Here is a 19,066-nt window from a genome sequence, read left to right on the forward strand (position 1 = left end):
ATAGCCGCCACATCGCGGTGAAGCGACGGGCAGCGGTGCGACACATTGCCGCCAGCACGGGTTTACAGGCCGACACGGCGACCGCGACGCTGGCGCCGCCATCCGTAAATAAGACCGAACAACGCGACCAGCCCGGGCACCAGAACGATATTGATGAACTTCAGGCGCAAACCCAGCGCGTCGATTTCCGCGTTCAACTGGTGCTGCACGTCACGCAACTCTTTACCGATGGCCAGCTTGCGCTGGAGGTATTGCTCGACCTCGCGACGCTGTTCCACGGTAACCGCCGTACCGTTGGAGGTACCTCCCTTCGCCGGCTGCAATTCGCTGAGCCGCCGCTGGGTTTCGTAGAGCTCGCCTTCCAGCTCGCGCTTCTTGACCAGGAACTTGCGGTCCGCCGCGGCCTGGAGCGAACGCACCTTCGTAAAGGGGCGCTGCAGACTGGAACGGCCACGAATGGACAGCAGTGCGGACGACCCACTGAGGTTATCGACGAGATTGGCAATGAAATCGCCGTTGTTCGCGAATGCGGTCATCTGCTGCTGACCGAGCAGCGGCTGGATCTCGACCCACAGGCGGTCCGTCAACAGGTCGGTATCGGCGATCAGCACGACCTCGCCCGGTCCCTGCGATTGCGCGAGATGCCCCGTGTCGGTCCGGTCCGGAAACGCCGTACGGAATGTGTCGCGCACGCGTGCCGCCAGTACGTAGCGCTCATGGGTAGGCGTGTAGTCGGAGAGCAGCACGGAAGGATCGCTGGTGGCCTCGCGCACGCGGTCGACCGGTACGATGGTCGCATCGTCGGACGTCTGCACCAGCGGCATCATCTGCGCGTGCGTGGTCGGAGCCAGTTCGAAATGACCCGCGGTGGAGAAGTTCAGGCGTTGCAGGCTCGCAGTGACAACGTCGTCATGGTTGAGGCCCTGCGCATTCAGACCCAGCATCGCCGGGTGACTGAGGCTATTGCCGTTCAGCTCGATCGTCAGCGACTGCGAGCGATCGAGCACGATCTGGGTCGGGTCGTAAACGACGCCCCACGCTTCGAACAGCCGGCGGATATCCGAGTTGTGATCGTCGATCACGCCACGCACGTCGACCAGCGGCGCGGTATCCATCTCCGCATCGGGATCGACGAAAACCACCAGTCGCCCGCCGCGCAGTACGAACTGGTCGATGGCGTACTGCGCATCGGCGCTCAGCCGCTTCGGATGGATCAGCAGGAGCACCTTGAAGCGATCGTCGATCCGGGTCAGCCCGTTCGCGTCGATCATGGACACATCGGCCAACTGTTCCAGCTGGCGCATGATCGTCCAGGGTTGCTCGCCGATCACCATGTTGCCGGCAATGGGCAGCGTACTGATGACGCCGAGCCTGGGTTTATGCGGCGTGCTCAGTTCGTACAGGAGCTTGGCTATGTCGTATTCGACGAAGGCTTCGCGCGCCGGATCGAAGAACGGAATCGCCTGCGTCGTGGCCGCGTCGCCCGTTCCCGCGGTGCCCACCAGACCGAAGAACACGCGCTCGCCGTTGCTGCCGCCGTTCACGGGCATCAGGCCGTAGCTTTCCGCGGCGTCCTCATCGTCCGAATAAGGCACCGGGTCGATCACCCGGAGACGGATGCGCCCGTGTCCACGCACAGCTACTTCGCGCAGCATTTCATGGACGCGCTGCTCATAACTGCGCAGTTGCGCCAGGTCGCGCGAGGCATGTTCGGAGAAGTACAGCGTCAGTGTCAGGGGTCGCTCCAGGCTATCCACGATGCGCGTGGTGCCCGGCGTGAGCGTGTAAATCTTGTCCCCCGTCAGATCGACGCGCGCGGTACGCAAGGTGCGCGCACTGATCGCCACCACCAGCAGGAAGGCGAGCGCGATCCCCACCAGGGCCAGACGCAGCGCGAACGACCGGCTGATATGGAAATGCCGGCCGTCCATCAACGGGTCCTCTTAAGGTCGACCAGCGCGACGCCCGCCGCGAGCCATGCCACGATGCTCGCCACGAAATACGTGACGTCGCGCAGATCGAGGACGCCACGCGCGATAGCCGCCGCATGCCGCGTGATACTCAGCTGGGCCAGCGCGCCGAGCATTTTGGCGGGCAACGCATCCTGGAAGAAATCGAGTACCTGCGGCTGCCCGGCCAGCAGCAGCAGGAAGCACACCGCGGCCGTCAGGATGAACGCGACGATCTGGCTGCGCGTGGCGGCGGACATGCAGGCGCCGATGGCGAGAAAACATCCGGCCATCAGCCAGCTACCGAGATAGCCAGCGAAGATCACACCGTTGTCGGGATCGCCGAGGTAGTTGACCGTGATCCAGATCGGAAAGGTCAGCATCAACGAGAAACCGATGAACAACCATGCCGCGACAAACTTGCCGATCATCGCCTGCGCGATGGTCACGGGTAGCGAAAGCAGTAGTTCGATCGTGCCGGAGCTGCGCTCCTCCGACCACATCGGCATCGATATGGCCGGGACGAGTACGAGGTATAGCCAGGGATGGATGTCGAAGAACGGTTGCAGATCGGCCAGGCCGCGATCGTAGAAATCGCCGGCATAGAACGTCAGCAATCCCGCCAGCACAAGGAAGATGACCATGAAGACGTAGGCGACGGGTGTGACGAAGTAGCTCAGCAGTTCGCGGCGGACGATAGCGAAGACGGCGCTCATGCGGCCGGCCCCGGATGTGCCGAGGTGGTGATGTGGCGAAAGACTTCGTCGAGGCGCCCACGCTCCAACTGGATTTCGGACACTTCGAGGTTCTGCGTACGCAGCAGGGTCTGCACTTCTTCGAGAATCGGCTTGCCCTCGCGCGGAAACACCGTGACACGCCCGTCGAGCGGATCGACTTCCACCGAAGCGACCTCCGGAATACGCGCGAGCATTTCGCGCGACACGCCGCTTCCCTGCGCACTGAACGACACGGCGCCGTGGTAACGCGATTGCCGTTCCAGTTCCGCCGGTGTCGCATCGGCCAGCAACCGGCCGTTGGCGATGATGGCCACGCGGTTGCAGAGCGCGTGCACTTCTTCCAGCAGATGGGTCGAAATCAGGATGGTGCGCTGGCGCGCCATGGCGTCGATCAACATACGCACGGAATGCTTCTGGTTGGGATCGAGACCGTCGGTCGGCTCGTCGAGCATCAGTACCGGTGGGTTGTGCAGGATTGCCTGCGCAAGTCCTACGCGACGGCGCAGGCCCTTCGACAGCATACCGATGGGCTGATCCAGCACTTCTTCCAGTTGCAGGCGCGAGATCACCTCATCGAAGCGACGATACCCCTTGTCTCCCCCCACACTCCGAACACGCGCGATAAAACTCAGGAATTCGCGCACCGTCATTTCGCCGTAGCTAGGCGCGCCCTCGGGCAGATAGCCGAGCGCCTTCTTGGCGGCAACGGGATTGCGGCGCACGTCGTGGCCGCACACGCGCGCCGTGCCCGACGTGGGTGCGAGAAAGCCGGCGATCATGCGCATGGCGGTCGACTTCCCTGCTCCGTTCGGGCCGAGCAGGCCGAGCACCTGGCCGGGTTCGGCGCGGAGAGTCAGCGAGTCGACGGCGGTCAGGCTGCCGTAACAGCGGGTCAGTTGCTCGGTTTCGATCATGGCCTGCGGTCGGATGGGGCGGCGACGAATGTAGCGCATAGAAGCATGTGACGGGCGTCCTTTGCTCTCTTGCTCTCTGTGGGAGCGCGCCTGCGCGCGAAAACCCGATCGCGTCGACGCTTGATCCGAGCGATGGGGTTAGCACCTTTCACGCGCAGGCGCGCTCCCACAGGGTCACGGCATCGTCGACAGCCGACGCACCCTGTCCTGAGCAACAAAAAAAGCCCCGTCGTTGCCGACGGGGCTTCTCGTATCGCGTACCGGCGGATCTTACTGCGCGGCGGCGGTCGACGCGGCGGCCGGGGTCGGAGCCGTGCCAGCCGGAGCGGGCGCCGTACCCGAGGCGGCCGGAGCGGCTTCCTCGAGCGTCGGCTGCTGCACGCCAGCTTCCTGTTCCGGGGTCTGTGCCGGCAGGTTGTCGCCCGACAGCGGCAGATAGATTTCGAACTTCTGCTCGTCGTAACCGGAAACCGTACCGTGATTATTGGTCGGTGCCTTGACCTGGATGTCGTACGGGCGGTTCACGACGTCGTCGAACTTGTAGCCGTGGGTCTGCGCATAAGCGGAGAGCATCATGCGGGTCTGCGGGAGACCGGCGCCGGTGCCGTTCCACTCGGCCTTCAGTGCGCGGCCGCCAAAGGCCAGCACAGCCTTGACGTCGCCGTCGACGATGACGCGACCGAGCTTGTCCTTGCTGCCCGGAGCCGCCGAATCGGTGGCTGCCTGGTCGGCCGGGGCAGCTGCCGGTGCGGTGTCGAGCGTCGGACGCTGTGCGGCCGTCAGTGCGACGTCCTGACCGTTGATCTTCAGCGTCGTGCTGTCGATCTCGGCGGCGACGTCGAACGTGTAGTTCTGATCGCCCCAGTTCGTGGTGAACGTGATGCGCGGGCTGACGATGTTCACGCCGAGCTTCTTGGCGGCAGCCTGGATTTCACCCATGGCCTTGTCCGACGCGGTGTCGACATCGTCGAGCGTACGCGGCGCCGTGGTGGACACGAACAGGATCGGCTTGGCCGGCTGTTCGGCCATCGTCGGAACCAGCTTGCTGTAGTCGATATTGGGAATCGACGCCATCAGGTTCTGCAGGTTCGCCAGGCTGAACTGGATCAGCGAATCCGGATCGCCGTGGATATAGAGGTTCGAGAAGCGGCTGATCAGGTTGAAGCCGTAATCGACGTCGTACGACCACGTGACCTTGACCAGCTTCTGGCTGCGACCGCTGCGCTCCAGGTTGATCGTGAACTTCTTGTCGTTACCGCGCCAGCCGTTGGTGACGTTCCAGACGATCGTGCCCTTGCCGGCATCGGAAATCGCCGAGAAGGACGGATCGATGGTGGCGATTTCGAATTCGCCGTTACCGACCTTCTTGTCTTCGCTGGTCCAGGAGATCTTCGAGCCCGGGCCATAGGCCTTGCCGGACAGTTCGAACTGGATCTTCGGATCGAACGAGCGCATCGCGGTGTAATCCGGGAAGCGACGGAAATTGCTGAAAACGTCGTAAACCTGACGGAGGTCCTTGCTGATCAGCATCGAGCGCTCGACGTGTCCCGTCGAGGGCATGGCCACACCCACCACGACACCAAGCACGGCGACGATGACGATGGCAACAATAAGTTCTAACAGACGCGTCATTCCACGGTTCTCCGAACGTCTTCTAAACGGGCGCTCCGGATGGCGGCGAAAGCCGGCCCGGAAAGCCCCTGATGAATCGGCCCGTAACGTGGCATCGTCCGTGCCGAAAGGACGGATGGTACTTGCTCGCGCACGGGAACGCTATTGGGTAAGCCCTGCTGATTTGCGAAACGTCGCAAGGCCCCCATGCCGCAGCGCAGCGCGGTTTTCGGCCTACGCGACATGTAGGCGAAATCAGACGATGCCGAGTTCCAGCGCCTTGAGGACCGCCCGGGTCCGGTCGCGGACGCCCAGCTTGGACAGAATATTGGACACGTGATTCTTCACGGTCCCTTCCGCCACGCGCAGCGAATTGGCGATTTCCTTGTTGCTGTAACCGCCCGAAAGAAGCCGCAGAATTTCGGTCTCACGCTCGGTGAGGGGATCGGGCTGCTCCAGGCTGGAGAACTGGTTCTGGATACGCCCCACGCCAGCCAGCAGACGCTGGGTGACCATGGGCGCCACCAGCGACCCGCCCGCCGCCACCGTGCGCACGGCTTCCACCAGTTGCTCCAGGGAAACGTCCTTCAGCAGGTATCCGCGCGCGCCCGCCTTCAGGCCCGAAAGCACGAGCTGGTCGTCGTCGAACGTGGTCAGGATGATGGTGGGCGGCAGTTCGTTGCGGCCGCTCAGGGCCTGCAGTACGTCCAGCCCACTCATGTTGGGCATGCGCAGGTCCAGCAGGACGACGTCCGGCTTGATCTGCGGGATGGTCTGCACGGCCTGGGCGCCATCGGCACATTCGGCGATGACGCGGATGTCTCCCGCCAGGTCGAGCAGCGAGCGAATGCCCTGGCGAACCAGGTTCTGGTCGTCAACGAGACAGACAGAGATCATTGCGGATCCTCAGCGATAGCGCGGCATTGTGGCATGGGGAATGTCATGTAGCCTCAGGAAGGCTGGTGTCCAGCGCGGGGCGTGTCGGCGCATGTGCCAGCGCCTGCTCCTCGCCCAGGGGAAGACGGGCGGTCAGTGCGAAACCGCCCGCCGGGTGGGTCACGAAGTCCACCGTGCCCCCGAATTCGGCCAGCCGTTCGCGCATACCCGTCAGACCGTTGCCCGGCCGGAACTGGCTGGCGCCGTTGCCGTCGTCCCGGGCGTCGAGACACAACTCGTCGGGCCCGGTATGCCGGAACGTCAACCAGAGGTGGCGCGCACCGGAATGACGGACGGTATTGGTAAGGATTTCCTGCACGCAGCGCAACAGCATCTGGGCGCGCCGCGGATCTTCCACGCCGAAACGCGGCGGTATGGAAAGAATCACTTTAAGACCGGGAACGCCTTCTATGAGACTGCGCAACGCCTGGGTCAGGTCGATCGCGTCGTCCTGGCGCAGCTCGCTCACGACCTCGCGGACGTCGGCCAGCAGCTGTTTGGCGGTCGATTGCGCCTTGCGCACGTGCTCCCCCGCCGCTTCGTTGGTCAGGTGGCTGGCCACTTCGAGATTCAGGCTGAGCGCCGTGAGATGGTGGCCCACCAGATCGTGAAGGTCCCGTGCGATGCGCATGCGCTCGGCGATGCGCGTCGACTCGGCCAGCAGCGCCCGGGTGGCGCGCAGTTCGGAATTCAGCCGTCGCTGTTCCTCCCGCTCCTCGGCCTGCTGGCTGGCGACCGCGGAGGTGATGAAGGTCAGCGCCGAAAAGCTGAAATACATGCAGGACTGCATCAGCGCCATCAGCCAGGCACCGCTCACCCAGTGAAAAGCGGCCCCGAAGATCGGAATGAGCGCCGCGTGCGACAGCACCATCCATGCGGCGCCGACGGGCACGGTCACCAGCCAGGGAACGATCGTCGCCACGATCACCAGCAACAGGGCCGCAAGGCCGCTCTTGCTCAGCCAGCCGATCGTCAGCGCCGCCGCCGTCAGGAACAGCAGCGCCGCCAGCTTGGTCGCGCTGTTCATGGGCGCGCCGAGATTACGCGTCAACAGCCAGTACACGACCCCGAAGGCCAGGTAGCAGGCAGTCCACAGGAGAAGTGCGACGTCGCCCAGTTCGCCCGGCTTGAGCATCGAGAGCGGCAGCCCGAGGCACAGATAGACGAAATAGGTGCCGTATCGCAGGAGGCGGGTGTGATTGAAATGAGGCCAGGGCATGGGGACCATCATAGGGCTTGAGCGCGGCACCACCATCTGACTGAAGTCACGGCTTGGCGGCTCGCCCAAGCATGCGCTTTTACAAGTGTTTTACATCCTGACCTGCTCTCATGAAGTGTGTCGCGAAGTGTGTCGCGTGCCATAATGCCGCGCATCCGAAGGGCCGGTCTGCGGTCTTCCCTCGAAACGTTCATCTGCGGAGCAACGAATGGCCCTTGCCATCCGCGACGTGCGCGAGCACGACCTGGACGCCGTGCTGGCGCTCAACAACGCCGCCGGCACCGGCATTCTCGTCACCGACAGCGCGCGACTGCGTCATCTCTACGATAACGCCCATTATTTCCGCGTCGCAGAGATGGACGGCGTCATCGCCGGTTTCCTCATCGCCCTGCGGCCGGACGCCAACTACACCAGCCCCAATTTCCACTGGTTCCAGGACCATTACGAAAGCTTCGTTTATATCGACCGCATCGTGGTCGCCCCCGAATATCGCGGGCACGGGCTTGGCCGCGTGTTCTATTGCGATGTCCAGAGTTATGCCGAGGTACGTGTGCCGCTCCTGACGTGTGAAGTCTTTCTCGAACCGCGCGACGACATGGTCGTGCTTTTCCACGGCACCCTGGGCTTCCAGGAAGTCGGTCAGCAGAAAATGGGCGCGAAGGGCCCGAAGGTCAGCCTCCTCGCCAAGGAACTGCCCAGCTTCCCGTTCGTACGCGAGCGTTACCTCGATGGAGACGGCCTGCCCGACGTGTCCTGGCTCGCGGAACGCCACCGCCCCTGCGAGGGCGCCGCACAGGAGGTGCGCGCATGAACGCCCGCGCCGACTCCCTTGAAGCCGCCTGCGATCTTCGTTTCGGTCAGGTAGGCATCGCTTGCGTACGCGTTCGGCGTCCCGACGCCGCGGCCCTGTGCGACGAACTGGAACGCCGCGTTCGTTCCGCCCCGCAGATGTTCACCCGCGCCGCCGTCGTGCTCGATCTCAGCCATCTGGCCGCCCTGCCCGACGACGGTACGGTCGACGCCCTGCTGGAAGCCGTGCGCAGCGCGGGCATGCTGCCCGTCGGCCTGGCCTATGGCACGGCGGAAACCGAGCAACTCGCCGAGCGTATGGGTCTTCCGCTGATCGCGAAGTTCCGTGCGGCGTACGAGCCGGTCGCCGGCGAAGCCGCGCCCGCACCGGTCGCCAGCGCTCCGGCACGCGCCGAAGCGGCACCCACGCGACAGCCGATTCACGAAGATTACGCACCGCCCGCCGCGCATACCGCGCAGTACCACACGGGTAGCGCCGTTCGTTCAGGACAACAGATTTACGCTCGCGACCGCGACCTGGTCGTTACCGCCGCGATCGCCAACGGCGCGGAAGTGATCGCGGACGGTTCGATTCATGTTTACGGCGGCCTTCGCGGCCGCGCGATGGCCGGTGCCCAGGGCGACGAGACCGCGCGCATTTTCTGCTCGGATTTCCGTGCGGAACTCGTCGCCATCGCCGGGCACTATCGTGTGTTCGAAGACATGCCGAAAGAATTCGAAGGCCAGGCCGTGCAATGCTGGCTCGACAATGGAAAACTGCTGGTTGCGCGGCTTTGATGCCGACGCTGCCACACACGCGGAGATACCCACTTGACTGAAATCATCGTCGTCACTTCCGGAAAAGGCGGAGTCGGCAAGACCACGACCAGCGCATCGCTGGCCACCGGTCTGGCCATGGCCGGAAAAAAAGTCGCCGTCATCGACTTCGACGTCGGCCTGCGTAATCTCGACCTGATCATGGGCTGCGAGCGGCGGGTCGTTTACGACTTCATCAATGTCGTCCACGGCGAGGCCACGCTAAAGCAGGCCCTGATCAAGGACAAGCGCAACGAGACCCTTTTCGTACTGGCTGCCTCGCAGACCCGCGACAAGGATGCGCTCACCCAGGAGGGCGTCGAGAAAGTCCTCGACGAACTGGCCAAGGAAGGCTTCGACTTCGTGGTCTGCGACTCGCCCGCCGGTATCGAGAAAGGCGCGCATCTGGCGATGTACTTCGCCGACCACGCCGTCGTCGTCGTCAACCCGGAAGTTTCCTCCGTGCGCGACTCCGACCGCATCCTCGGCCTGCTTGCCAGCAAGACGCGCCATGCGGAACGCGGCGACACGACGGTCAAACAGCATCTGCTGCTGACTCGCTACAACCCGGTGCGTGTCGAAGCCGGTGAAATGCTCAGCGTGAAAGACGTCGAGGACATCCTCGGCATCTCCGTCGTCGGCGTCATTCCGGAATCGGAAAACGTGCTGGCGGCGTCGAACTCCGGCGAGCCGGTCATTCTCCGCGAGGACTCCTTCGCCGGCCAGGCATATAAGGACACCGTAGCCCGCATTCTCGGCGAAGAGCGCCCACTGCGCTTCACCGAAGTGGAGAAGAAAAGCTTTCTCAAGCGCGTATTCGGAGGCTGAGCATGGGTATCCTGGATTTCCTGCGACGCAAACCCGAGCCGAGCGCCGGCGTGGCGAAAGAGCGCCTGCGCATCATCGTGGCTCAGGAACGTTCGACGCGCGGCGGCCCGGACTATCTGCCCCTGCTGCGCAACGAACTGCTTGAAGTGATCCGCAAGTACGTCAACGTCGACGTCGAAGCGGTGATGATCAATCTCGAACGCGACAGCGGCCACGAAGTTCTCGAACTCTCGGTCGCCCTGCCCGACATCAAGCCGGCCGCACCGTAAGGCCTGCGACATGGGAGTGACGGTCGAATCCATGGGGCCCGGGATGGCCCCCGCCGAGGACGATGGCGTCCTGCGTCTTGGCGACATTGGTTTCGACGCGCCGCGCGCGCTTCTGGCCGGCTACGGCCTCACCCTGATCGAAACGCCTGCCGGCGAGCCGATTCCCGGCAGCTATTGGGGCGAGTCGGAAGCCGGCATCATCGGTAGCGCGGTTTACGCGCGCGCCGACACGCCCGTGCATTCCATGCTCCACGAATCCTGCCACCTGCTGGTATTGCCAGCCGACCGCCGTGCGGCGGTGCATACCGACGCCACGGATTCGATCGAGGAAGAAGACGCGACCTGCTACCTGCAGATCGTGCTGGCGGACGAACTTCCCGGCGTGGGCCGCGAGCGCCTGATGGACGACATGGATCGCTGGGGCTACACGTTCCGGCTGGGATCCACGCACGCATGGTTCGAGAACGACGCGACCGAAGCGCAACGGTTTCTCTCCGAACGCGGCCTGCCGGTCTAACCCGGCTCCTGCAACTCGGCCTGCTCCGCGGCGCTGCCCATGCCTGCCGCCTTGTGTCGTGCGATCGCGCGGCGTTCCAGATGCGAATACCACCACCATGCGAGCAGCCCGATCGAACACATGCCTGTCGCGCCCAGCGCCAGACCCAGCATGTTGTAAGACAGCAGCGGAGACAGGACGCCCGCGACCAGTGCCGTGAACAACAGGCTGGAGAACGCCTGTACCGACGACACGCCGCCACGCTGCGCCGGAAAGCGGTCCAGCAGCAATAGCGTCAGCGTCGGGAACGCCATCTGGACGCCGAAGCCGTAAAGCGCCAGCGGCAACGTCGACCAGGGCACCCGCGGCGTGGGCAGAGCCAGCGCCAGCACGATGTTGATCGCGCACGACGCGAGCATGAATACGTAGCCGACGGCGACGGTCCGCGCGGCGCTCGCCCGCCCCGCGACGCGGCCGGACGTATAGGCCCCGGCCACCATGCCGATCACCACCGGTACGAAAAGCCACGGGAATCCCTGTGCACCCAGCCCCAGCAGATCGCGAACCAGTCGCGGTGCCGAGGCGATGTACAGGAACAGGCCCGAAAAATTGATGGAGCTGGCGATGGCCAGCGGCCAGAACGGCAAGTCGCTGCCGATACGGACGTAGCCGGCCAACAACGGGCGCGGACGAAAGATCGTGCGATTCGCTTTGGGATGCGATTCCACCAGGAACCGCGCCACGCCCATCGTCAGCAGCACGGTAAAGACCGCCAGCGCCCAGAAAATACCGCGCCAGCCGTCGATACCGAGCAGCCACGCACCGACGATGGGAGCGATGGCCGGGGCGATGCCGAAAATCATCATCACCTTCGACATCATCCGCTGCGCTTCCTCGCCATTCATGGTGTCGCGCACCACCGCGCGCCCCACGACGATGCCCGCACCGGCACACACGCCCTGCAATGCGCGGCAGCCGAGCAGGAACGTAAAGGTCGGCGCCAGTGCCGCGCCGACCGACGCCAGCGCATAAACCGCCATGCCGATCACGATCACCGGCTTGCGGCCGTACGCGTCGGACAGCGCGCCATGGAAAAGACTCATGACGGCGTACGCGATCAGGTACACGCTGACCGTCTGCTGCAGCGCCACCTCGCCCACGCCGAAATTGCGACCGATATCCGGAAACCCCGGGAAGATCGCATCGATCGAAAACGGGCCGATCATCGCCAGCGCCGCGAGCAGCAAAGGCAGATGACGCCGCGGATCGCGGGTGACGGGAGTCATTGGGCAATGGGCAAAGGTGAGTAGCCGGAAGTATAGCGACGCCACACCCTTTCTGTTTTCGCGAGCAGGCTCGCTCACACAGAAAGCCCGTGAAGTCGCGAATTCGTATCTTCACGAATTCGTTATGTACACGAACATGTCGCACTGCGCCATAATCGACCGACATCGGCTCGAACAGGGGCACTGCGTGGGCTATACCGGGTTTCTTGCCGTCGGCATCGGAGGCGCGTTCGGCTGCTGGCTGCGCTGGTGGCTCGGCGTCGTTTTCAATCCGATCTTTCCCAACCTCCCCCTGGGCACGCTCGCGGCCAACCTCACCGGTGGCCTGTTGATGGGCATCACGCTCGGCATCTTCGATCACTACCAGGCGCTTCCGCTCGAAGCGCGCCTGTTCGTCGCCACCGGATTCCTCGGCGGCCTGACCACCTTTTCTACATTTTCCGCGGAAACGACCGGCCTTCTGCTGCGCCAGGAGTACCTCTGGTTCGGCGCGCACGTATTCGTGCACCTGGCCGGCTCGATCGCGATGACGGTACTCGGTTTGGGTTTGGCCAAGGGCGTGTTGCGACACGTGAGCTAGGGATAACTAAGGAAGCGAGGTCCGACGATGGGTAACGATTCCCTGAAGGCACGCGCGCAGGCCCTGCTGGAACAGGCCGGCATCCACATCGGCGGCGACGGTCCGACCGATCTGATCGTCCATGACGAGCGCACCTATGCGCGCGTCTTCGCCCACGGCTCGCTCGGGCTTGGCGAGGCGTATATGGACGGCTGGTGGGACGTGGACGACCTGCCGGGCTTCTTCGCCCGCGTGCTCGACTCCCATATCGACTCTTCGCTGCGCACGCTGGACACGCTGATCGCGCACCTGAAAGCGCGCTTCATCAATATGCAGCGCGGCGAACATGCGTGGGACGTCGGCCGCCAGCATTACGATCTCGGCAACGACCTGTTCGAGGCGATGCTCGGCAAGCGTCTCGTTTACTCGTGCGGCTACTGGGCCAACGCGACCAACCTCGACGACGCACAGGAAGCGAAGCTCGACCTGATCTGCCGGAAGCTGGCGCTCAAACCCGGTCAACGCGTGCTCGACATCGGTTGCGGCTGGGGCGAAGCGCTGAAGTACGCCGCCGAACGCTACGGCGTCAGCGGCGTCGGCGTCACCGTATCGCAGGAACAGGCGAACTACGCACGCGACCTGTGCCGCGGCCTGCCCATCGACATCCGTCTACAGGACTATCGGGAGATCGACGAGCGTTTCGATGCCGTCATGTCGATAGGCATGTTCGAACACGTGGGCTTCAGGAATTACCGCACCTGGTTCGAAGTCGCACGACGCTGCCTGCCTGTCGACGGCCTGGCGCTGCTGCATAGCATCGGTAGCAACGGTGCACCGGGCCGTCCCGATCCATGGATCGAAAAGTACATTTTCCCGAATTCGGTCATCCCGTCGTCGAGCCAGGTGACGACCGCGTTGGAGAACCTGTTCGTGATCGAGGACTGGCACAACTTCGGCGCCGACTACGACCGCACGCTGATGGCGTGGCTGGGCAATGTCGATAAGGCATGGCCTTCGCTCAGCGCCAGCTACGACGAACGGTTCCGCCGTATGTGGCGTTTCTATCTTGCCTGTTCGGCCGGGGTATTCCGCAGCCGTCGCGACCAGTTGTGGCAACTGACGCTGAGCCCTCACGGCATCCCCGGCGGATATCGCGTCCCGCGCTGATACGACGCGACTTCACGCCCCCTAACATCGGGTGCCCTAACGTCGCGGGATGCCGGATCCACGCAACGCCATGGTCGAAACGGATATCCCCGCGCGCCTGGACCGGCTGCGTTGGGGGCGTTTCCATTTGCTGGTCGCCGTGGCGCTGGGCATCACATGGGTGTTGGATGGTCTCGAAGTCACTATCACGGGCTCTATCGCCGGCGCGCTCAAATCGAGTCCGGTACTCCACCTGACCGATGCCGAAGTCGGTCTCGCCGGCAGTCTGTATCTCGTCGGTGCCGTCGTCGGCGCGCTGTTCTTCGGCTGGTTGACCGACCGGCTCGGACGCAAGAAGCTTTTCACGATCACGTTGGGACTCTATCTGCTGGCTACCGCGGCAACGGCGTTCTCGTTCGACTTCTGGAGCTTCGTGCTGTTTCGCGCACTGACCGGCGCCGGCATCGGCGGCGAATACGCCGCGATCAATTCGGCCATCCAGGAGCTTGTTCCCGCACGATATCGCGGACATACCGATCTGGTTATCAACGGCAGCTTCTGGATCGGTGCCGCACTGGGGGCGCTGGGCGCGGTCGCCCTGCTCGATACGTCATGGGTGTCGCCCGAGATCGGCTGGCGCCTGACATTCGGGCTCGGCGCCATACTCGGCCTTGGCGTTCTTCTGTTGCGTCGCTACATTCCAGAAAGTCCGCGCTGGCTGATGCTGCACGGACGAATCGCGGAAGCCGAAGCCATAATGGGCGACATCGAAAGACGTCTGGGTACTCCTGTCGCTACGGAACCGCCGGTAAAACTCCGGCTGCGACCGCGCACCCTGCGCATGGCCGACGTCGCACGCACCCTGTTCCACGACTACCCGCGACGAACCGTCCTTGGCGTGGTCCTGATGGCGACACAGGCGTTTTTCTACAACGCCATCTTCTTCACCTACGCGCTGGTACTCGGCCGCTTCTATGGCGTGGCCGATGCCGAGGTCGGTCTGTACCTGCTGCCCTTCGCCGCCGGCAACTTTCTTGGACCATTACTGCTCGGCCGCCTGTTCGACACGATAGGACGACGTGCGATGATCGCGACGACGTATGCGCTGTCCGGCGGATTGCTCGCCGTGACCGCATGGATGTTCGTGAACGGATGGCTGGATGCGCGCACGCAGACCATGGCATGGAGTGTCGTGTTTTTCTTCGCGTCGGCCGCGGCCAGCTCGGCGTATCTCACGGTAAGCGAGAGCTTTCCCCTGGAACTGCGCGCCCTGGCTATCGCACTGTTCTACGCATTCGGCACAGCCATCGGCGGCGTGGCCGGCCCGTGGCTGTTCGGCGCACTGATCGGCACGGGCGAACGGGTGTCGATCGGGTGGGGCTATGCGCTGGGAGCCGTGTTGATGGTCGTGGGAGCGATGGCGGCCCTGTGGCTGGGCATCGCGGCGGAACGGAAGCCGCTGGAGGACGTGGCAACGCCATTGTCCCGCGAATAGCCCGCTTGCTTTCGGCGCGTCGGCAAGGACATAGTCCACGCATCAACCAGGGGGTATCTCCATGCGCAGCTTGCTCGTCGCCGCCGTACTCGCCGTCGCATCGCTCTGCCCGCTCGCGGCACAAGCCGCACCTCCCGCCAGCACGACCCCCTCCTACTTCGACAACCGCGGCCGGGACGACGTCCTCTCCGGCGGCGCGAAGATGATCGAGATCGATACGCCCAAGGGCCACTTCCGCGTCTGGACCAAGCGCATGGGCAATAACCCGCGCATCAAGGTCCTGCTGCTGCATGGCGGCCCCGGCGCGACGCACGAATACTTCGAGGCATTCGACAGCTACTTCCCGGCGGCGGGCATCGAGTATTACTACTACGACCAGCTCGGCTCCGCGTTCAGCGACAAGCCCACCGATCCGGACCTCTGGGACATCCCGCGCTTCGTCGAAGAAGTGGAACAGGTACGCCAGGCGCTGCACCTGGACAAAGACAACTTCTACCTGCTCGGTCATTCATGGGGCGGCGTGCTCGCTATCGAGTACGCGCTGAAGTATCAACAGCACCTGAAAGGCCTGGTCATTTCCAACATGATGGACAGCGGCCCCGCGTACGACGCCTATGCGCACAACGTGCTTATGCCGGCGATGGACCCGAAGAAGCTGGCGCGCGTAAAGCAGCTTGAAGCGACGAAGGACACGGCAAACCCCGAGTACATGGCGCTTCTCATGCCGATGCACTACGAACAGCACGTGCTGCGCATGCCGGCGGACCAATGGCCCGATCCGGTAACGCGCGCCTTCGCTCATCTCAACGAGCAGGTCTATGTGTCCATGCAAGGCCCCAGCGAGCTCGGCATCAGCGGCAAACTGGAACACTGGGATCGCAGTGGCGACCTGAAACGCATCACCGTACCGACGCTGGTCATCGGCGCGCGCTACGACACGATGGATCCGAAGTACATGGAAGCCATGTCGAAGCGCCTGCCCCACGGCCAGTATCTGTATTGCCCCAAGGGCTCGCACATGGCGATGTACGACGATCAGGAAACCTATTTCACGGGCCTGGTGAAATTCCTGCGCGAGACGGACGCCAAAGCGCCGTAACACGCCTCGTCATCGCACCAGTTCGGCCCCGTCGCATTCCGCGACGCCCTGGTGCAGGTTCACGGGAACTTCGCTGTACACATCGTGATGATAGTAAGCCAGCGCGTTCTCGAAGATCGCCGCATAACCCTGCCCGTAACGGATGTCGATGCGCTCGTCGCTGACAAAGACGCAATAGCCGTCGCGAACATTCGTCATGCGCAGCAGCAGCGGCTCGCGATACCGGACGAAGACGGGTGAAACAATCTTCGCCCGGATTTCGAGCGTCATCGGACCGGCCACCCCCCGGCTGCGGATTTCACCCACGGTAAGCAAAACCGCGCCGCCCGCCATGGGGTGTTCCAGCAAAGTCGCGCGCTCGGAGCAGGCAGTCAGCACATACATGCCCAGTGCCGTTGCGGGGAAACGCAACGAGGAAAACGCATTCATCGACTCGTCCTTGAGCTAAGCCATCCGGGGCCGGTCTTGCCGACAGGCAAGGGTTCAGCCGCCATGCTATGTGCCCCGGTCACGTGCGTCTGCGACTTGCGCCTCGTTCCTTACGCACGGGGAAGATCGCCAACCGTCATCCCGGTCTACACCCATGAGACGCCTTTCTGGCAACATTCCCGGGTTAACGACGCGCCGATGCGCGCCTACCGGATAGCTAAATCCATGAATCTGCAAGCCAATTACGAACAGATCCCGCTCAAGGACTATGCCGAGCGGGCTTATCTCGACTATTCGATGTACGTCGTGCTGGACCGCGCCCTGCCTTTCGTGGGCGACGGACTGAAGCCCGTCCAGCGCCGCATCATCTACGCCATGAGCGAGCTGAGCCTCGCCGCCACCGCCAAGCCGAAGAAGTCGGCGCGCACCATCGGCGACGTGATCGGCAAGTTCCATCCGCATGGCGACTCGGCCTGCTACGAAGCGATGGTCCTCATGGCCCAGCCGTTCTCGTACCGCTATCCGCTGGTCGACGGCCACGGCAACTTCGGTTCGCCGGACGATCCGAAGAGCTTCGCGGCCATGCGCTATACCGAGTCGCGCCTGACCCCGATCGCCGAAGTGCTGCTGTCCGAGCTGGGTCACGGCACGGTCGACTGGGTACCGAACTTCGACGGCACGATGGACGAACCCTCGTGGCTGCCCGCGCGCGTACCGCACGTGCTGCTGAACGGCTCGATGGGCATCGCGGTCGGCATGGCCACCGATATCCCGCCGCATAACCTGCGCGAGATCGCCAGCGCCTGCATCCGCCTGCTGGACGATCCGGACGCCACCATCGCCGACCTGTGCGAGCACGTGCGCGGCCCGGACTATCCGACCATCGCCGAGATCATCACGCCACGCAAGGAACTGCTGGCGATGTACCAGACCGGCAACGGTTCGGTGCGCGCACGTGCCGTCTACGAGCGCGACGACGGAAACATCATCATCACGGCGTTGCCGCACCAGGTGTCGCCATCGAAGATTCTCGAGCAGATCGCGGCGCAGATGCGCGCGAAGAAGCTGCCGATGATCGAAGACCTGCGCGACGAATCGGATCACGAGAATCCCATCCGTCTCGTACTGGTGCCGCGCTCCAATCGCGTGGACGCCGACGAGATGATGCAGCATCTCTTCGCCACGACGGATATGGAGAAGAGTTTCCGCGTCAATCTCAACATGATCGGTCTCGACGGACGTCCCCAGGTCAAGGACCTGAAGATGATCCTGACGGAATGGCTGCGCTTCCGCACCGATACCGTCACGCGCCGCCTGACTCACCGGCTGAGCCGGGTCGAGCGCCGTCTGCATATGCTTGAAGCGTTGCGCGTCGCCTACCTCAATCTCGACGAGGTCATCCGCATCATCCGTAGCGAGGAAGAGCCGAAACCCGTGCTCATCGCCCGCTTCAAGCTCTCGGAGGAACAGGCCGACTACATCCTCGAAACGAAGTTGCGCCAGCTGGCGCGTCTCGAGGAAATGAAGATCAACGGCGAGCGCGACCTGCTCGAAGAAGAACGCGCGCGCATCAACGTCCTGCTGAAGTCGCCCGCCAAGCTGAAGAGCCTGATCAAGGAAGAACTGCGTAGCGACGCCGAGAAGTTCGGCGACGACCGCCGTTCGCCGCTGATCGAACGCAGCGCCGCGCAGGCCCTGGACGAGAGCGCGCTGGTCGCCTCCGAACCGGTCACGGTCGTGCTGTCGCTGAAGGGTTGGGTACGCGCGGGCAAGGGCCACGACATCGATGGCGAAGCGTTATCCTACCGCGACGGCGACAGCCTGCTGGCCACCGTGCGTGCGCGTACCACCCAGCAGATCGCCTTCGTCGATTCGACGGGCCGCGCTTACTCCACGGCGGCACATACGCTGCCTTCGGCACGCGGCAACGGCGAACCCCTGACCGGACGTTTCAGTCCGCCGGCGGGTGCCCGCTTCGACGCCGTGGCGGCGGGCGACAACGATACCCGACTGGTTCTCGCCACCGATTTCGGCTACGGCTTCGTCACCCGTTTCGAGGCGCTCACCGGCCGCAACAAGGCCGGCAAGCAGATCATCACGTTGGGCGACGGCGCGCGCGTACTGGCGCCCGCCATCACGGCGGATCCGTCACGCGATCGCATCGTGGTCGTCACCACCGAAGGTCATCTGCTGATGTTCTCGGTCGCCGAACTGCCTGAACTCGACAAGGGCAAGGGCAATAAGCTGATCGAAATTCCGAAGGCAAAGCTGGCATCGGCCGAAGAACGCGTCGCCGGTGTCGCTGTCGTCACCGAAGGCAAGGGCGAAGTCACGCTGTATGCCGGTCAGCGCAAGCTCACGCTGAAGTGGGCCGACCTGGTCGAGTACGGCGGCAATCGCGCGACCCGTGGCAACGTCCTTCCGCGCGGCCTGCGTCGTGTGGAGCGGATCGAGACCACAGGCTGATTCTCTGTAGGTGCCGCCTGCG

Annotated in this window: 18 protein-coding genes; 10 read left to right on the forward strand and 8 right to left on the reverse strand. The window is 63.8% G+C overall.

Annotated elements, in window-relative coordinates:
* Positions 1-62 precede the first annotated feature (62 nt).
* The 6 genes from EC912_RS17600 to EC912_RS17625 all read right to left on the reverse strand — a co-directional run bounded on the left by EC912_RS17600 (position 63) and on the right by EC912_RS17625 (position 7,366).
* Entirely contained in the window at positions 63-1,931 is a 1,869-nt protein-coding gene (locus EC912_RS17600; protein ID WP_132146760.1) for a GldG family protein, read from the reverse strand.
* Positions 1,931-2,665, reverse strand: coding sequence for an ABC transporter permease subunit (locus tag EC912_RS17605; protein WP_132146763.1), 735 nt, complete (start codon positions 2,663-2,665; stop codon positions 1,931-1,933). Before EC912_RS17605 ends, EC912_RS17600 begins: the two co-directional genes overlap by 1 nt.
* Positions 2,662-3,600 carry an ABC transporter ATP-binding protein gene (locus tag EC912_RS17610; RefSeq protein WP_132146766.1) on the reverse strand — a complete coding sequence of 313 codons (939 nt, stop codon included), beginning with the start codon at positions 3,598-3,600 and terminating at the stop codon, positions 2,662-2,664. Before EC912_RS17610 ends, EC912_RS17605 begins: the two co-directional genes overlap by 4 nt.
* A gap of 270 nt (positions 3,601-3,870) precedes the next feature.
* Entirely contained in the window at positions 3,871-5,232 is a 1,362-nt protein-coding gene (locus EC912_RS17615; RefSeq protein WP_132146769.1) for a polyketide cyclase, read from the reverse strand.
* 234 nt (positions 5,233-5,466) lie between these two features.
* Positions 5,467-6,108 (reverse strand): response regulator, encoded by a 642-nt coding sequence (locus EC912_RS17620; RefSeq protein WP_132146772.1) that lies wholly within the window; start codon positions 6,106-6,108, stop codon positions 5,467-5,469.
* Positions 6,109-6,151: 43 nt separating this feature from the next.
* Complete coding sequence (locus EC912_RS17625) at positions 6,152-7,366, reverse strand: sensor histidine kinase (protein WP_132146775.1); 1,215 nt, start codon at positions 7,364-7,366, stop codon at positions 6,152-6,154.
* A gap of 208 nt (positions 7,367-7,574) precedes the next feature.
* On the opposite strand from EC912_RS17625, the gene EC912_RS17630 reads away from it, so the two are divergent.
* Genes EC912_RS17630 through EC912_RS17650 form a run of 5 tightly spaced genes read left to right on the forward strand, consistent with a single transcriptional unit; the run spans position 7,575 to position 10,585 of the window.
* The gene (locus tag EC912_RS17630; RefSeq protein WP_132146778.1) at positions 7,575-8,177 is read left to right on the forward strand and encodes a GNAT family N-acetyltransferase; all 603 of its coding nucleotides are present in this window, start codon (positions 7,575-7,577) and stop codon (positions 8,175-8,177) included.
* On the forward strand, positions 8,174-8,953 hold the full coding sequence (gene minC / locus EC912_RS17635; RefSeq protein WP_132146781.1) for a septum site-determining protein MinC: 780 nt from the start codon (positions 8,174-8,176) through the stop codon (positions 8,951-8,953). Before EC912_RS17630 ends, minC begins: the two co-directional genes overlap by 4 nt.
* Before the next feature lie 33 nt (positions 8,954-8,986).
* The gene (gene minD, locus EC912_RS17640; protein WP_132146784.1) at positions 8,987-9,799 is read left to right on the forward strand and encodes a septum site-determining protein MinD; all 813 of its coding nucleotides are present in this window, start codon (positions 8,987-8,989) and stop codon (positions 9,797-9,799) included.
* 2 nt (positions 9,800-9,801) lie between these two features.
* On the forward strand, positions 9,802-10,068 hold the full coding sequence (gene minE / locus EC912_RS17645) for a cell division topological specificity factor MinE (RefSeq protein ID WP_132146787.1): 267 nt from the start codon (positions 9,802-9,804) through the stop codon (positions 10,066-10,068).
* Between the two features lie 43 nt (positions 10,069-10,111).
* On the forward strand, positions 10,112-10,585 hold the full coding sequence (locus EC912_RS17650) for a hypothetical protein (RefSeq protein WP_207906888.1): 474 nt from the start codon (positions 10,112-10,114) through the stop codon (positions 10,583-10,585).
* Here the strand turns inward: EC912_RS17650 and EC912_RS17655 are convergent.
* Complete coding sequence (locus EC912_RS17655; RefSeq protein WP_132146790.1) at positions 10,582-11,850, reverse strand: multidrug effflux MFS transporter; 1,269 nt, start codon at positions 11,848-11,850, stop codon at positions 10,582-10,584. The genes EC912_RS17650 and EC912_RS17655 overlap by 4 nt on opposite strands.
* A gap of 187 nt (positions 11,851-12,037) precedes the next feature.
* Here EC912_RS17655 and crcB point away from each other — a divergent pair, with 187 nt between their 5' ends.
* The 4 genes from crcB to EC912_RS17675 all read left to right on the forward strand — a co-directional run bounded on the left by crcB (position 12,038) and on the right by EC912_RS17675 (position 16,149).
* Positions 12,038-12,430 (forward strand): fluoride efflux transporter CrcB, encoded by a 393-nt coding sequence (gene crcB, locus EC912_RS17660; protein ID WP_132146904.1) that lies wholly within the window; start codon positions 12,038-12,040, stop codon positions 12,428-12,430.
* 27 nt (positions 12,431-12,457) lie between these two features.
* Positions 12,458-13,576, forward strand: coding sequence for a cyclopropane fatty acyl phospholipid synthase (cfa, locus tag EC912_RS17665; protein ID WP_132146793.1), 1,119 nt, complete (start codon positions 12,458-12,460; stop codon positions 13,574-13,576).
* Positions 13,577-13,625: 49 nt separating this feature from the next.
* The gene (locus tag EC912_RS17670) at positions 13,626-15,050 is read left to right on the forward strand and encodes an MFS transporter (protein WP_132146796.1); all 1,425 of its coding nucleotides are present in this window, start codon (positions 13,626-13,628) and stop codon (positions 15,048-15,050) included.
* 61 nt (positions 15,051-15,111) lie between these two features.
* Positions 15,112-16,149, forward strand: coding sequence for a proline iminopeptidase-family hydrolase (locus tag EC912_RS17675; protein ID WP_132146799.1), 1,038 nt, complete (start codon positions 15,112-15,114; stop codon positions 16,147-16,149).
* 9 nt (positions 16,150-16,158) lie between these two features.
* On the opposite strand, the gene EC912_RS17680 is transcribed toward EC912_RS17675, so the two are convergent.
* On the reverse strand, positions 16,159-16,578 hold the full coding sequence (locus EC912_RS17680; RefSeq protein ID WP_132146802.1) for a hypothetical protein: 420 nt from the start codon (positions 16,576-16,578) through the stop codon (positions 16,159-16,161).
* A 225-nt stretch (positions 16,579-16,803) separates the two neighbouring features.
* Between EC912_RS17680 and parC the strand changes: the two genes are divergently transcribed.
* Positions 16,804-19,044 (forward strand): DNA topoisomerase IV subunit A, encoded by a 2,241-nt coding sequence (parC, locus tag EC912_RS17685; RefSeq protein ID WP_132146805.1) that lies wholly within the window; start codon positions 16,804-16,806, stop codon positions 19,042-19,044.
* The last annotated feature ends 22 nt before the right edge of the window (positions 19,045-19,066 follow it).

Origin of the sequence: Luteibacter rhizovicinus (assembly GCF_004342265.1) — a bacterium.
GTDB classification, from domain to species: Bacteria; Pseudomonadota; Gammaproteobacteria; order Xanthomonadales; family Rhodanobacteraceae; genus Luteibacter; species Luteibacter rhizovicinus_B.

Coding starts and splice junctions, on each gene's coding strand:
- EC912_RS17680 (WP_132146802.1), bottom strand. CDS start 16,578: ATGAATGCGTTTTCCTCGTTGCGTTTCCCCGCAACGGCACTGGGCATG.
- EC912_RS17605 (WP_132146763.1), bottom strand. CDS start 2,665: ATGAGCGCCGTCTTCGCTATCGTCCGCCGCGAACTGCTGAGCTACTTC.
- EC912_RS17615 (WP_132146769.1), bottom strand. CDS start 5,232: ATGACGCGTCTGTTAGAACTTATTGTTGCCATCGTCATCGTCGCCGTG.
- EC912_RS17655 (WP_132146790.1), bottom strand. CDS start 11,850: ATGACTCCCGTCACCCGCGATCCGCGGCGTCATCTGCCTTTGCTGCTC.
- EC912_RS17620 (WP_132146772.1), bottom strand. CDS start 6,108: ATGATCTCTGTCTGTCTCGTTGACGACCAGAACCTGGTTCGCCAGGGC.
- EC912_RS17625 (WP_132146775.1), bottom strand. CDS start 7,366: ATGCCCTGGCCTCATTTCAATCACACCCGCCTCCTGCGATACGGCACC.
- minE (WP_132146787.1), top strand. CDS start 9,802: ATGGGTATCCTGGATTTCCTGCGACGCAAACCCGAGCCGAGCGCCGGC.
- EC912_RS17670 (WP_132146796.1), top strand. CDS start 13,626: ATGCCGGATCCACGCAACGCCATGGTCGAAACGGATATCCCCGCGCGC.
- EC912_RS17630 (WP_132146778.1), top strand. CDS start 7,575: ATGGCCCTTGCCATCCGCGACGTGCGCGAGCACGACCTGGACGCCGTG.
- EC912_RS17650 (WP_207906888.1), top strand. CDS start 10,112: ATGGCCCCCGCCGAGGACGATGGCGTCCTGCGTCTTGGCGACATTGGT.
- parC (WP_132146805.1), top strand. CDS start 16,804: ATGAATCTGCAAGCCAATTACGAACAGATCCCGCTCAAGGACTATGCC.
- cfa (WP_132146793.1), top strand. CDS start 12,458: ATGGGTAACGATTCCCTGAAGGCACGCGCGCAGGCCCTGCTGGAACAG.
- EC912_RS17675 (WP_132146799.1), top strand. CDS start 15,112: ATGCGCAGCTTGCTCGTCGCCGCCGTACTCGCCGTCGCATCGCTCTGC.
- EC912_RS17610 (WP_132146766.1), bottom strand. CDS start 3,600: ATGATCGAAACCGAGCAACTGACCCGCTGTTACGGCAGCCTGACCGCC.
- minC (WP_132146781.1), top strand. CDS start 8,174: ATGAACGCCCGCGCCGACTCCCTTGAAGCCGCCTGCGATCTTCGTTTC.
- EC912_RS17600 (WP_132146760.1), bottom strand. CDS start 1,931: ATGGACGGCCGGCATTTCCATATCAGCCGGTCGTTCGCGCTGCGTCTG.